At 60.7% G+C, this 12139-nt stretch carries 13 protein-coding genes; 7 read left to right on the top strand and 6 right to left on the bottom strand.

From position 1 onward, the window contains the following. The first annotated feature begins 323 nt into the window (after positions 1-323). From odc2 to ASG19_RS19190, 3 genes are all read left to right on the top strand, one after another. Positions 324-1457 (top strand): ornithine/lysine decarboxylase, encoded by a 1134-nt coding sequence (odc2, locus tag ASG19_RS19200; RefSeq protein WP_062461910.1) that lies wholly within the window; start codon positions 324-326, stop codon positions 1455-1457. A gap of 110 nt (positions 1458-1567) precedes the next feature. Further along, positions 1568-2137, top strand: coding sequence for an N-acetyltransferase (locus ASG19_RS19195; RefSeq protein WP_062461118.1), 570 nt, complete (start codon positions 1568-1570; stop codon positions 2135-2137). A 167-nt stretch (positions 2138-2304) separates the two neighbouring features. Then, positions 2305-3336, top strand: coding sequence for a serine hydrolase (locus ASG19_RS19190; protein ID WP_082476444.1), 1032 nt, complete (start codon positions 2305-2307; stop codon positions 3334-3336). Between the two features lie 79 nt (positions 3337-3415). Here the strand turns inward: ASG19_RS19190 and ASG19_RS19185 are convergent, their stop codons facing one another. The 5 genes from ASG19_RS19185 to ASG19_RS19165 all read right to left on the bottom strand — a co-directional run bounded on the left by ASG19_RS19185 (position 3416) and on the right by ASG19_RS19165 (position 7168). Then, a complete protein-coding gene (locus ASG19_RS19185) occupies positions 3416-4402 on the bottom strand; it encodes a WD40 repeat domain-containing protein (RefSeq protein WP_062461116.1) in 987 nt (328 codons plus the stop codon). Continuing rightward, on the bottom strand, positions 4402-5550 hold the full coding sequence (locus tag ASG19_RS19180) for a GTP-binding protein (RefSeq protein WP_062461114.1): 1149 nt from the start codon (positions 5548-5550) through the stop codon (positions 4402-4404). Before ASG19_RS19180 ends, ASG19_RS19185 begins: the two co-directional genes overlap by 1 nt. Before the next feature lie 111 nt (positions 5551-5661). Beyond that, a complete protein-coding gene (locus ASG19_RS19175) occupies positions 5662-6066 on the bottom strand; it encodes a type II toxin-antitoxin system VapC family toxin (protein WP_062461111.1) in 405 nt (134 codons plus the stop codon). Between the two features lie 6 nt (positions 6067-6072). Beyond that, positions 6073-6318, bottom strand: a complete 246-nt coding sequence (locus ASG19_RS19170; RefSeq protein ID WP_062461108.1) for a type II toxin-antitoxin system VapB family antitoxin — start codon at positions 6316-6318, stop codon at positions 6073-6075. Positions 6319-6367: 49 nt separating this feature from the next. Further along, positions 6368-7168, bottom strand: coding sequence for a creatininase family protein (locus ASG19_RS19165; protein WP_062461105.1), 801 nt, complete (start codon positions 7166-7168; stop codon positions 6368-6370). Between the two features lie 83 nt (positions 7169-7251). Here ASG19_RS19165 and ASG19_RS19160 point away from each other — a divergent pair, with 83 nt between their 5' ends. From ASG19_RS19160 to ASG19_RS19150, 3 genes are all read left to right on the top strand, one after another. Then, on the top strand, positions 7252-7749 hold the full coding sequence (locus ASG19_RS19160; RefSeq protein ID WP_062461102.1) for a MarR family transcriptional regulator: 498 nt from the start codon (positions 7252-7254) through the stop codon (positions 7747-7749). A 132-nt stretch (positions 7750-7881) separates the two neighbouring features. Beyond that, positions 7882-8901 carry a LacI family DNA-binding transcriptional regulator gene (locus tag ASG19_RS19155; RefSeq protein WP_062461099.1) on the top strand — a complete coding sequence of 340 codons (1020 nt, stop codon included), beginning with the start codon at positions 7882-7884 and terminating at the stop codon, positions 8899-8901. A 25-nt stretch (positions 8902-8926) separates the two neighbouring features. Beyond that, positions 8927-9889, top strand: coding sequence for a 2-hydroxyacid dehydrogenase (locus tag ASG19_RS19150; protein WP_062461092.1), 963 nt, complete (start codon positions 8927-8929; stop codon positions 9887-9889). Between the two features lie 27 nt (positions 9890-9916). Here ASG19_RS19150 and ASG19_RS19145 read toward each other — a convergent pair whose 3' ends face one another. Beyond that, positions 9917-10717 (bottom strand): gamma-glutamyl-gamma-aminobutyrate hydrolase family protein, encoded by an 801-nt coding sequence (locus ASG19_RS19145; protein ID WP_062461089.1) that lies wholly within the window; start codon positions 10715-10717, stop codon positions 9917-9919. Positions 10718-10975: 258 nt separating this feature from the next. Here ASG19_RS19145 and ASG19_RS19140 point away from each other — a divergent pair, with 258 nt between their 5' ends. Further along, the gene (locus ASG19_RS19140) at positions 10976-12094 is read left to right on the top strand and encodes a TRAP transporter substrate-binding protein (RefSeq protein WP_062461086.1); all 1119 of its coding nucleotides are present in this window, start codon (positions 10976-10978) and stop codon (positions 12092-12094) included. The last annotated feature ends 45 nt before the right edge of the window (positions 12095-12139 follow it).

Here is a 12139-nt window from a genome sequence, read left to right as displayed (position 1 = left end):
CAGTCGCTATTCCGGCCATCCGGGAAATGCGAGGACATCTAAAGCAACGACGGTGCGGGCCTTTTTGTTCTCTCCCGGCTTTCCAACAGCCGGGGTTACTGAAGAGGCACACCATCATTGCCGGAAGTGCGGTAGGGACCTCCCTCCAATCCATGGCAGACAAAGCCGGATTTTCGTTCTTGGCAGAACGTTGATCCACTTACCGCGCGTTTGAGCGTGTCAGGGAACCGGTGTCTCCACCGACTGGATCCTGGCGCATGTTCATCCGTCCTTTGTCCTCCGGTTCGCAAGCCGGAGCCTTTGAGATTTGGAAGGGATTGACCATGACCACTGCCCGCATCCTCGACTTCATCAAGACCCAGCGTCCCGATGGTCCCTACCTCGTGGTCGATCTCGATGTCGTGCGCGACAATTTCAACGCCTTCCGCCATGCCCTGCCGGATAGCGCGATCTACTACGCCGTGAAGGCCAATCCCGAGCCGGCAATCCTCAAGCTTCTTGCTTCGATGGGTTCCAACTTCGACTGCGCCTCCGTCGCCGAAATCCAGATGGCACTTGATGCCGGTGCAAACGCATCGCGCATCTCGTTCGGCAACACGATCAAGAAGGAACGCGACATTGCGCGTGCTTTCGCGCTCGGCGTTGGCCTCTACGCCGTCGACAGCCATGAGGAAGTCGAAAAGATTTCCCGTGCAGCTCCCGGTGCAAAGGTGTTCTGCCGCGTGCTGACCGATGGCGAAGGCGCCGAATGGCCGCTGTCGCGCAAGTTCGGCTGCGTGCCGCAGATGGCCGTCGACGTTCTCGTCTACGCACACCAGCTTGGTCTCGAAAGCTACGGCGTCTCGTTCCATGTCGGTTCGCAGATGACGAAGGTCGATGCCTGGGATGCGGCTCTGGCCGATGCCAAGCGCGTGTTCAGCCAACTCGCAAAGCAGGGTATCGTTCTGCAGATGGTCAACATGGGCGGCGGTTTCCCGACCAAGTATCTGCGCGACGTGCCGAAGGCAGAAGAATACGGCCAGGCGATCTTTGCTTCGCTGCGTAAGCATTTCGGCAACAACCTGCCGAAGACGATCATCGAGCCGGGTCGCGGCATGGTCGGCAATGCAGGCGTCATCAAGGCTGAAGTCGTTCTCGTGTCGAAGAAGTCCGACAACGACAACCACCGTTGGGTCTTCCTCGACATCGGCAAGTTCGGTGGTCTCGCCGAAACCATGGACGAGGCTATCCGTTACCCGATCCGCACCGAGCGCGACGGCGACGCGATGGAGCCTTGCGTTCTGGCCGGCCCGACCTGCGATTCGGCCGACGTGATGTACGAGAAGAACATGTATCCGCTGCCGATCTCGCTTTCGATCGGCGACGAAGTTCTGATCGAGGGTACCGGCGCCTACACGACCACCTATTCGGCGGTTGCGTTCAACGGCTTCGATCCGCTCAAGGCCTACGTCATCTAAGGCGTTACAAGCGTTTCTACTTTCGCGGTTCCCGACCTCCAGACGGGAGCCGCAAATTCACAATGATCGTCCGATACCGTTTGAAACGGTTTTAAGTGCGGGAGGCCAAGATGGCCACTGTTCTTGATTCTGTCCGTGCGCTGTTTGCGCCCGCGTCCACATTCACCATCACTGCCGAAACTCCGGCCGACGTGGTGGCGCGTGAAACTCTGCTCGATCGCGCCATGGGCGCCGACCGACGCTTGAAGTCGTCCGAAAAGATCCGCCAGAACCGCGTGCCGGCCGAAGGCCTGGCGCTGGTTGCGCGCGACGAGGACGGCCACGTCATCGGCACGGTGCGCTTGTGGAACATCGAGGCCGGCATTTCGCCAGAAGGCAACGCCATCGACGCGCTTCTGCTCGGACCGCTTGCCGTCTGCTCGTCGCATGAGGGCAAGGGCATCGGTGCGGCTCTGATGCGTGCGGCGATCGGCCAGGCGCATGATCGTGGCCATGGCGCCGTGCTTCTGGTCGGTGACGCCGCCTATTACGAGCGCTTCGGCTTCTTCGGTGGCAAGACCCAGCATCTGGTGATGCCCGGCCCCTGCGACCGTGCGCGCTTCCTGGCGCTGGAGCTGAAAGCCGGTTGGCTCGAAGGTGCAGCCGGCATGATCGTTGCGAGTGGGCGCAAGCTCGCCTGAGCTGCACTCATCGAAATATCCATTTGCCCCGTCTCCTGGAAAGGAGGCGGGGTTTTTCGTTTTCCGGCCGGCGACGGGTGGCGCAATGGTTTCACGCTCCGTCACCTTCGCGTGAATCTCGGGGCTCGGCCATAGTCGCGTGCGGCTCTCGACCTAGATTGGCATCCATGATCACACGCCGCACAGCTCTTCTTGCCACTCCTTTCGTCCTCACATCCATGCGCGCCTTTGCGCAGCAAACCGGCGGGACTGGCGTGGCGCAGGCGCCGCGGACGCTGAAGGCCGTGCTCGGCCGGGCGGCTGACCTCGAGCCGTTGAAGGTCGTGATGGTGTCGCGCAAGGGCGAGACGATTGCCAGGGAAGCGTTCAACGGCAGTGGCCTCAACGCCTCGACCAACATCAAGTCGGCGTCGAAATCGATCATCTCCTGCCTTGTCGGCATTGCGATCGATCGCAAGCTGCTCGAGGGGCCGGACCAGAAAATCGCCTCGATCCTGAAGGCCGATCTGCCGCGCGATGCGGATCCGCGTCTCTCCGAGGTCACCATCGGCAATCTTCTCTCCATGCAGGCCGGTCTGTCTCGCATGTCCGGTCCGAATTACGGGCGCTGGGTGGCCAGTTCCAACTGGGTGCGGTTTGCCTTGTCGGAACCGTTCGACGGCGAGCCGGGCGGTGAGATGCTTTATTCGACGGCGTCGACGCATCTTCTCTCCGCCATCCTCACCCGCGTCGGCAAACGGCCGACGCTTGCGCTTGCGCGCGAATGGCTGGAGCCGGTCGACGGGTTTCGCATCGGGGCCTGGGAGCGCGATCCGCAGGGCATCTATCTCGGCGGCAACCAGATGGCGATGACGGCGGCATCCCTGCTGGCATTCGGCGATCTCTACCGCAACGGCGGGAAAACCAAGAGTGGCCGGCAGGTTGTCTCTCAGAGCTGGATCGACCAGTCCTGGATGCCACGCACGAACTCGCGCTTTTCCGGCGACGGGTATGGCTACGGCTGGTTTCTACGCCAAATCGGCGGACAGGATGTGAAGTTCGGCTGGGGGTATGGCGGGCAAATGGTCTACGTGGTTCCGGCGCTCGACATGACCGTGGTGATGACGTCGAAGGAGAGCGGTCCGTCTGCCCGGAACGGCTACCGTGACGAGTTGCACGACCTTCTCGCCGAGATTATCGGCGCTGTCGCGTCAGCGTAAGCGCCAAGCTCCGCCTTGAGATGCGCGACGAGCATGCGGGGCAGGCCCCGCATGTTTCATTGCAAATTGGACTGCCGGCTTAGCCGGAAATGTCGATGACGCCGCAGTCGCCGGCTTCCGAGGAAAATGCCAGCAGCTTGCCGCTGGCGCTCCAGCTCATGCCGGTGATGGCGCCCTTACCGGGCCGGCGCAGCAGCGCTTCCTTGCCGTCAGCAATGCGAACGCCGAGGATCATACCGTCGATAAAGCCGATGGCGAGCACTTCTTCCAGTGGATGAAACGCCACCTGCGTCACCATGATATTGGCGCGCGTGCCAAGTTCCATCGGTGCCTTGCCCATCGGGCCGTCCTTCGCCGAAAACGGCCAGACGATCGCGGCCGGCGCGCCGGAAGAGGCGAGCCACTTTCCCTTGACCGACCAGGACAGCGATTTCACCTTGGCCGGATAGCCGGTCATCCGCATGTGGCGGCTTTCGCCCGACTTGCTGTCGAGCTTCCAGCCGTGCAAGGCGTTTTCCTGCATCATGGTGACGAGGAAACGGCCGTCCGGAGAGAAGGTGACGCCGGTATGGGCGCCTTTCCAGTCGAGATCCTGCATCGGACTGTTGGTGCCGACCCAATGCAGCGATACGCCGTTATAGCGTGCAGCCGCTATCCGCAGGCCCTTGGGCGCGAAAGCGATCGCTTCGACGCTGCGCTCTTCCTTCACTTCCTTGACGGTGCCGTCGGAGAGCTTGACGAAGCTCGATTTCCCTTGCGCCCATGCAACAGCACCCTGCGGCCCGCCGGCGACGACGGAGATCCACTTGCGCGGCGTTTCCGAAATCGTGCTGACGGTGCCGTCATGGGAGATGCGCTGCACCCTGCCGTCTTCGCCGCCACTCAAAAGCGTGGCGCTGAAGGGGTCGCGGATGCAGGTCAACAGGCCGTGATGCGCGTCCGTTACCTTCTCACCGCCGTCAAGGCGGTGAATGGTGCCGGCTGCGGTGGCAAAGATCGGGATGTCGCCGAGAAAGTGAGCCGCGACGACATGACCGTCGATATCAAGAGGTGCAACGGTTGGCATCAGGCGACAGCAACCTCAGCCTGGCAAGCCATGAAGCTCTTCTGGATCTTGTCGAAATCGAGCTCGCGGCCGATGAAGACGAGGCGGCTTTCACGCTTTTCGCCATCCTTCCACGGACGCTGGTGATCGCCTTCGACGATCATGTGCACGCCCTGGATGACGTAACGCTCCTCGTCGCCCTTGAAGGCGATGATGCCCTTGAGGCGCAGGATGTTCGGACCTTCCGCCTGGGTGATCTTCTGGATCCACGGGAAGAAGCGGTCCGGGTTCATCTCGCCGCCGCGTAGGGAGACCGATTTGACCGTGATATCGTGGATCGGCGACATCGCATCGTGATGCGCATGATGGCCGTGGTCATGATGCTTGTGATCGTGCCCGTGATCATGATGATCGTGGTCGTGCGCGTGATGGTCATGCCCATGGTGATCGTGGCTATGGTCGTGACCGCAATCGGGGCCGCAGACATGGTCTTCGTGGTCGTGGTCGAGGAAATGCGGATCGTTTTCCAGCGCCCGTTCCAGATTGAAGGCGCCCTGATCGAGCACGCGGGCGAGATCGATCCCCGAACGGCTGGTGTTGTAGATACGGGCAGTCGGGTTGATGGCGCGAACCACGTCTTCGACGATCGCCAGCTCTTCCGGCGTCACGAGATCGGTCTTGTTGATCAGAACGACGTCGGCGAACGCGATCTGGTCTTCGGCCTCGCGGGAATCCTTGAGGCGCAGCGGCAGATGCTTGGCATCGACCAGAGCGATGACGGCGTCGAGTTCGGTCTTTGCGCGAACATCGTCGTCCATGAAGAAGGTCTGGGCGACAGGAACCGGATCGGCCAGGCCCGTCGTCTCGACGATAATGCCGTCAAAGCGGCCCGGGCGGCGCATCAGACCCTCGACGACACGGATCAGGTCGCCACGAACCGTGCAGCAGACGCAGCCGTTGTTCATCTCGTAGATCTCTTCGTCGGACTCGACGATCAGATCGTTGTCGATGCCGATTTCGCCGAATTCGTTGACGATCACGGCGTATTTCTTGCCGTGGCTCTCCGACAGGATGCGGTTGAGCAAGGTCGTCTTGCCGGCGCCGAGATAGCCGGTCAGCACGGTCACAGGAATTGGCTTTGCAGCGACGGGAGCGGTGTTTTCAGTCATGGGAAACCTCTAAGGGTTCTGGAGCGCTCGGGGGAGCGCGGAAGCGTGTTGGCCTCATATAAGGGCAAGGCCGCGCGAGTTCAAAGGGGTTTTGAATGTTATATGATCACATCAAGGCAATGTCGACGCGTCGGTTTGCCGAAGAAGCTGGTCGAGCGTGAGAAGCGGCTCGCCGGCCACTTTCGCATGCGCGTAATGGAAACAGTCGAAGTTGCTCAAGTGCCGCTTACCGATGCCATGTTTCTGAGCCACCGCGACAGCAAAGCTTAAGAGCGCACGCGGCGAGCCCGCCTCACGGATATCAATGCCGCGCGCGTCGAGCCATTCCACGACAGCGCTTTCTGCCTGGCCGTAGGCGCAGTCTAATTGGTCGGGCCGAGAAAGCACGATAATTGCTTCCCAGGCAGCGAGAGGAGACGTGAATGGCAGTGTCGATTTTGCCAACGCCCTTTCATAGGCTTCCGCGGTATCTTCGCCAGCCATCAACGATACGATCGCACAAGCATCGACAAACATGTGCGATCAATCCAGGTCGTGGTCGAGATCGTGATAGGCGGAAGCTGGGGGCACGGGTCGAGTCTGTTTGAAGGAAAGCCCGTGCTTTGCAAGGATGCGGCTGGCTGTCTCGCCTGGCGTCTCCTGCTGCGCGCGCTTGTCGATGGTTTCCCGCAGTGCGGTGACCACCGCTTGCGTGATTGTCGTTCCATCTATCTGCGCGAGCTCTTTCGCAAGTGCCTGAGCTTCTTCACTGCTAATGTTGAGGGTCATGAGACACCACCTTCGTGTGCGCAAGTCTCGCACATTATGCGGCTCAGCGCTACTTCAACGCGTCAACATCAAACCGTGCCACATCCCGTAGCAACTCGATGATGCCGTTCACCGCGTGCTTCACCAGGTGCTCGCCCCGTTCTGCGGTGGCAGCGGTTGCGTTGCCGGCGGCGCCCTTTTCGTTTAGGTCCGACATTTTCCACCCGAACGCATGTGGGCCGTACGCGCGCAGGTGGCGAAAGTCTTTCGCGAAATCTGTCTGGCGCGATGGGAAGTTTTCGGCCCTTTCCATGCTCACACGGTCCGGCCACAGTGCCAGCATGACGGAGGTCTCGATATCGCCGCCGTGGATATCGATTGCCTTGTCCTCCGGAGCGATCCAGCCTTCGGGCTGGCCGAAGCGGGTCCAGCTTGTTGCGACCGCCAGCATGTTGAAACGGACGCGGGCCTCTGTCGTGACGATCGTCAGCAGCGGCGCGTTGCCGCCATGGGCGTTCAGCATCACCAGTTTGCGGATGCCTTGCTTGTGAAGTTCCTCGGCGATGCCGAGCCAGCGGTCGATGGCCTCGGCGGCGGCCAGCGTCTTCGTTCCTGCCACATCCATGTGCTCGATCGAGTAGCCGACTGGCTCTACCGGCAGGAACGTCACCGGAAGATCAGCCGGAAGGGCAGGGATAATGCGGTCGACAAGGCCCTGTGCGATCAGCGTATCGGTCTCGAAAGGCAGGTGCGGACCGTGCTGTTCGTGGGCGCCGAGCGGCAGAACGGCGATCCAGTCGCCTCTTTTAGCGCTTTCTGTGGACGGGGGCGTAACATCGTTGTCATGATAGCGCGGCAAGGGATGCGGCATCTGGCGGTCAATTCCGGGTTTCGATAAGGGTGGCGTGGTATAGTTATAGCGCCGACTTCCATGACGCAAAACGGGCGGAGCCTATGAGCAAGAAAAAAGGCGACAAGAAATCCAAGTCGGGCAAGAAGAAGGACGGCGCTGGTCTTTCCGCAACCGACCTTGCGCCTGTCATTACACAGACCGCCCGGTCAATGCGCACCGCCTTGTCCCGCAGTCTGGTCGAAAGCGGCCTTTATGCCGGGCAGGACGGGGTGATCCTAGCGCTTTCCGAGGAAGACGGCATGACGCCGGGTCATCTTGCCAACCGCATGGGCGTCAAGGCTCCCACCATGACCCGCACGATCGGCCGCATGGAAGCGCAGGGATTTCTGGAGCGCCGGTCGGATGGAACGGATGGTCGCCTGACCAAGGTGCATCTGACGGAGACTGGTCTGAAGAGCGTCGAGCAGATCGGCCGCGCGGTGGCCGAGTGCGGCGAACTGGCCGTCAAAGGTCTTTCGGACAAGGAGGTTCGCACCCTTCTCAAACTTCTCAAAGCCGTCGAGCACAATCTTCAGTCGGATGAGGGCGATCGCGACTGAGGGTTGCGTTTGCCAACCTGCTCGTCCGAAAAATCCCGTCACAGGATTGTCGCATGGAATTAAATTGTTTATTTAAACTTTAATTCGGGTGCTCTGCGTGGGAATGCAGGCTGCATGAGAACGCGGGGCTAGATGGCGCAGAAAATCAAACTGTCGACGATTGCCGAAAGTCTCGGTCTTTCTACAGCTACGATTTCGCTTGCTCTCCGGGACAGTCCGCTCGTGGCTTCCGATACCCGCGAGAAGATCAAGGAACAGGCGCGGGCGCTTGGCTACATCTACAATCGCCGTGCCGCCAGCCTGCGCACCTCGCGCTCCGGGATCATCGGTGTCGTCGTGCATGACGTGATGAACCCGTTCTACGGTGAAATTCTGAAAGCGATCGAGAGCGAGCTCGACCGCAGCCGGCATACGTTCATTCTCTCCAACCATTACGATTCGGTCGAAAAGCAGCGCACGTTCATCGAGACGCTGCTGCAGCTGGGTGGCGACGGCGTGATCATGTCGCCGGCGATCGGGACGCCGATCGAGGATATGAAGCTTGCCGAAGAAAACGGCATGCCGGCCATTCTTGTCGCCCGCTCGATGGAAGGCCTCGACCTGCCGACCTATCGCGGCGACGATGCTTACGGCATTTCGCTTGCCACCAACCATCTTATCGGACTGGGCCACCGGGCGATCGCCATGATCGGCGGCACCGACCAGACATCGACCGGTCGCGACCGTTACCAGGGCTACGTCAACGCGCTGCTGAAAGCCAATATCGAGGTCGATCCGAACCTGCGCATTCCGGGACCCCGTTCGATGCAGGGCGGGTTCGAGGCGGCGGTGCATTTCCTGTCCCTGCCGCAAAAGCCGACGGCTGCGGTCTGCTGGAACGATCTGGTGGCGATCGGCCTGATGAACGGCATCGCGCGGGCCGGGTTGACACCGGGCGTCGATATCTCCGTCACCGGCTATGACGATCTGGAACAGGCGTCGATCTCGACGCCGTCTCTGACCACCGTTTCCAACGGACAGGCCGATGTCGGGCGCTTAGCGGCGCGGGCACTGCTCGATCGTCTTGCCGGGAGCCATGAGCCTGACGGTCTCCATCTGATCAAGCCGGAAATGCGTCTGCGCCAGTCGACCGGCGTCTTTCGTCCACGCTGATTATTCTTCATAAAGAGGTTGCTGCATGTCTGAGAATCCTGCCACCATCTTCGTGCCGGGCCGTATTCATCCGCGCGTTCTGGAGCGTCTGAACGACAGTTTCGAGGTCATCTCGGCTCCGCATGCCGAACTGGCATCCGTCGACGCCGAGACGAGGGCGCGCGTGCGTGGCATCGCGGTTTCCGGCAAATGCGATGCTGCCGTCATCGACGCGTTTCCCAATCTCGAAGTCATCTCCAGCTTCGGCGTCGGTTACGACGGGACCGATACGAAGAAAGCTGCCGAGCGCGGCATCATCGTTACCAACACGCCTGACGTTCTGAACGACGAAGTGGCTGATACTGCCATTGCGCTGCTCCTCAACACGCTGCGCCAGTTTCCGAAGGCGGAAACCTATCTGCGCGAGGGACGCTGGGCGAGCGAAGGCCCGTTTCCGCTGTCGCCGTTTTCACTAAAGGGCCGCAGCATTGGCATTCTCGGCCTTGGCCGCATCGGTCTCGAGATCGCAAAGCGGCTTGAGCCGTTCAAGGTGACGATCGGCTATTATAGCCGCAGCCAGCGCTCGGATGTCGGCTATATCTACTATCCGTCCTTAAAGGAGATGGCTGAGGCCGTCGATACGCTGATCTGCATCGCGCCCGGGACGCCGGATACGTTCAAGATCATCAATGCGGAGATCTTCGAAGCGCTTGGGCCGGGCGGCGTGTTTATCAATGTCGGACGTGGATCGAGCGTTGACGAGGAGGCAATGATTGCCGCCCTCAGCGACAAGACGATTGCCGCGGCCGGGCTTGACGTGTTCTTCGACGAGCCGAACGTACCGGCGGAGCTGATCGCTCTCGATAATACCTGCCTTCTGCCGCATGTCGCCTCCGCGTCTGTTCAGACCCGCAATGCGATGGCCGATCTCGTCGTCGACAACCTGATCGGCTGGTTCAAGGACGGCCGCGTGCTGACGCCGGTTCCGGAAACCCCCGTCAAGGGATAACCGGCAAACACGGCGAGGGTGTTTGATTCACGCGGTGCGGGCAACCGGTGTGCTGGTCTCACCGCTCGCCGATGCCGCGTAGGCGCGGACCGCATCGCCGAACGCCTTGAACAGGGCGGCCGAGGGCGCATCGGTTTCGGCCCAGTATTCCGGATGCCACTGGACGCCAACGGCGAAATTCTTCGCGTCGATCACCGACACCGCCTCGATCGTGCCGTCTGCGGCCGTCGCCTCCACCTTCAGGCGGGTAGCGGTCTTTGCAATCGCCTGGCGGTGGAGCGAATTCACCTGGACTTCGCCGGAAAATCCGAGGAAATCCGCGATGCAGGATCCTTCCTTGACGAAGACCGGCTGGCGGATCGCGTACATCGCGTCGCGGTCTGGCACGTCGGGCTTGCGGTGGTCCCAGTTGCCCGGCTGATCCTGGATCTCGCTTGCCAGCGTGCCACCCAGCGCGACATTCAGCTCCTGGATGCCGCGACAGATGGCGAGAAGCGGAATGCCGCGCTCGATCGCGCGGCGGATCATCGGCAGCGAGGTGGCGTCGCGGCCGTGATCGAAGGGGCCGTCTCCCTCGGTCGCTTCGCGGCCGTAAAGCGACGGGTGGACGTTGCTGACGGCGCCGGAAACCAGCACGCCGTCGACCCGGTCGAGGATCGTGTCGACATCGTTGCCCTCCTCGAAGGCGGGAACGATGAAGCTCATGACGTCCGCCACTTTCAGCGCCGCATTGACATACTGGTTGGGTGTGGCGTGCCAGAGGGCGCCTTCGAATTGCCTGAGATCGGCGGGAACGGCGACGATGGGCTTGCGGCACGAGACGGGCATGAACAATCTCCAGGCGGGGCAGTGGTTCTTATCCCGTATTGCTGCCGGAGGCGGGGTGAAGTCAAGCCGTAGCGACGCCGTGCAGCGTGAACCACGACGATCGCGGAAGACGAAAGTATAATGCGGTTTAACCTTGGCCCGCCGTCATTGTTACATGGTCTGCTTGCAAGCTTTCAAGCAACATGATTACCTCATCTAGGACTGGCGAGGTATGGGAGGAGACATCTTCGCGGTCTGTTCAACCCGGGAGGATTTTTGATGGATCGTCGTTCATTCCTGAAAAAGACGGCAGTCGGCGGCGCGGGAGCCGCTGCAGCCACAGTGCTTGCTGTTCCGCTTTCGACACCTGCCATTGCCCAGCAGAACCCGAAGATCAACTGGCGCCTGACATCGTCATTTCCGAAATCGCTGGACACGATTTATGGCGGCGCCGACGATATCGCGAAGCATGTTGCAGCCGCCACCGACGGCAATTTCACGATCCAGCCGTTTGCAGGTGGTGAGATCGTCCCGGGTCTGCAGGCGGCCGATGCTGTCTCCGCTGGCACGGTCGAGATGTGCCATACCTGCTCCTACTATTTTGTCGGCAAGGACCCGACCTTTGCGATCGGCACGGCGATCCCCTTCGGCATGAATGCGCGCCTGACGAACTCGTGGTTCTACCAGGGCAACGGCAATACGCTGATGAACGAGTTCTATGCCAAGCATCAGATCTACGGCATGCCGGCCGGCAATACCGGCGCCCAGATGGGCGGCTGGTTCCGCAAGGAAATCAACACCGTCGACGACTTTAAGGGCGTGAAGATGCGCATTGCCGGCATTGCCGGGAAGGTGCTCGAAAAGCTCGGCGCCGTACCGCAGCAGATCGCCGGAGGCGATATCTATCCGGCGCTGGAAAAGGGCACGATCGATGCGGCGGAGTGGGTCGGTCCCTATGACGACCACAAGCTCGGCTTCTACAAGGTGGCCAAGTATTACTACTATCCGGCTTTCTGGGAAGGCGGCCCGACAATCCATGCCTTCATCAACCTCGACAAGTGGAACAGCCTGCCAAAGCATTATCAGTCGGCGCTGACCGATGCCTGCGCTTTCGCCAATACCAACATGATGGCGAAATACGATCTGAAGAACCCGATGGCGATCAAGCAGATCGTATCGCAGGGGACGACGTTGCGGCCATTCAGCCAGGATATCCTCGAGGCCTGCTACACGGCTGCAATGGACGTCTACAAAGGTATTTCCGCAACCAACGCGGATTTCAAGAAGGTCTACGACGACCAGGTCGCATTCAAGAAGGAAGGTTACCTCTGGATGCAGCTTTCGGAGTACACATTCGACACGTTCATGATGATCCAGCAGCGAAACGGCAAGATCTGATCTTTCCACAGCGTTGCTTAGACACGTACCCCGGATCGCAAGGTC

Origin of the sequence: Rhizobium sp. Leaf306, assembly GCF_001423425.1 — a bacterium.
Taxonomy (GTDB): Bacteria; Pseudomonadota; Alphaproteobacteria; order Rhizobiales; family Rhizobiaceae; genus Neorhizobium; species Neorhizobium soli.
The sequence above is the reverse complement of the archived record's forward strand: the minus strand, read 5'-3'. Positions and strand labels throughout refer to the sequence as shown.

Bases quoted from the DNA above. Each gene is read 5' to 3' on its own strand.
- odc2 (WP_062461910.1), top strand. From the start codon at position 324: ATGACCACTGCCCGCATCCTCGACTTCATCAAGACCCAGCGTCCCGAT.
- ASG19_RS19195 (WP_062461118.1), top strand. From the start codon at position 1,568: ATGGCCACTGTTCTTGATTCTGTCCGTGCGCTGTTTGCGCCCGCGTCC.
- ASG19_RS19190 (WP_082476444.1), top strand. From the start codon at position 2,305: ATGATCACACGCCGCACAGCTCTTCTTGCCACTCCTTTCGTCCTCACA.
- ASG19_RS19185 (WP_062461116.1), bottom strand. From the start codon at position 4,402: ATGCCAACCGTTGCACCTCTTGATATCGACGGTCATGTCGTCGCGGCT.
- ASG19_RS19180 (WP_062461114.1), bottom strand. From the start codon at position 5,550: ATGACTGAAAACACCGCTCCCGTCGCTGCAAAGCCAATTCCTGTGACC.
- ASG19_RS19175 (WP_062461111.1), bottom strand. From the start codon at position 6,066: ATGTTTGTCGATGCTTGTGCGATCGTATCGTTGATGGCTGGCGAAGAT.
- ASG19_RS19170 (WP_062461108.1), bottom strand. From the start codon at position 6,318: ATGACCCTCAACATTAGCAGTGAAGAAGCTCAGGCACTTGCGAAAGAG.
- ASG19_RS19165 (WP_062461105.1), bottom strand. From the start codon at position 7,168: ATGCCGCATCCCTTGCCGCGCTATCATGACAACGATGTTACGCCCCCG.
- ASG19_RS19160 (WP_062461102.1), top strand. From the start codon at position 7,252: ATGAGCAAGAAAAAAGGCGACAAGAAATCCAAGTCGGGCAAGAAGAAG.
- ASG19_RS19155 (WP_062461099.1), top strand. From the start codon at position 7,882: ATGGCGCAGAAAATCAAACTGTCGACGATTGCCGAAAGTCTCGGTCTT.
- ASG19_RS19150 (WP_062461092.1), top strand. From the start codon at position 8,927: ATGTCTGAGAATCCTGCCACCATCTTCGTGCCGGGCCGTATTCATCCG.
- ASG19_RS19145 (WP_062461089.1), bottom strand. From the start codon at position 10,717: ATGCCCGTCTCGTGCCGCAAGCCCATCGTCGCCGTTCCCGCCGATCTC.
- ASG19_RS19140 (WP_062461086.1), top strand. From the start codon at position 10,976: ATGGATCGTCGTTCATTCCTGAAAAAGACGGCAGTCGGCGGCGCGGGA.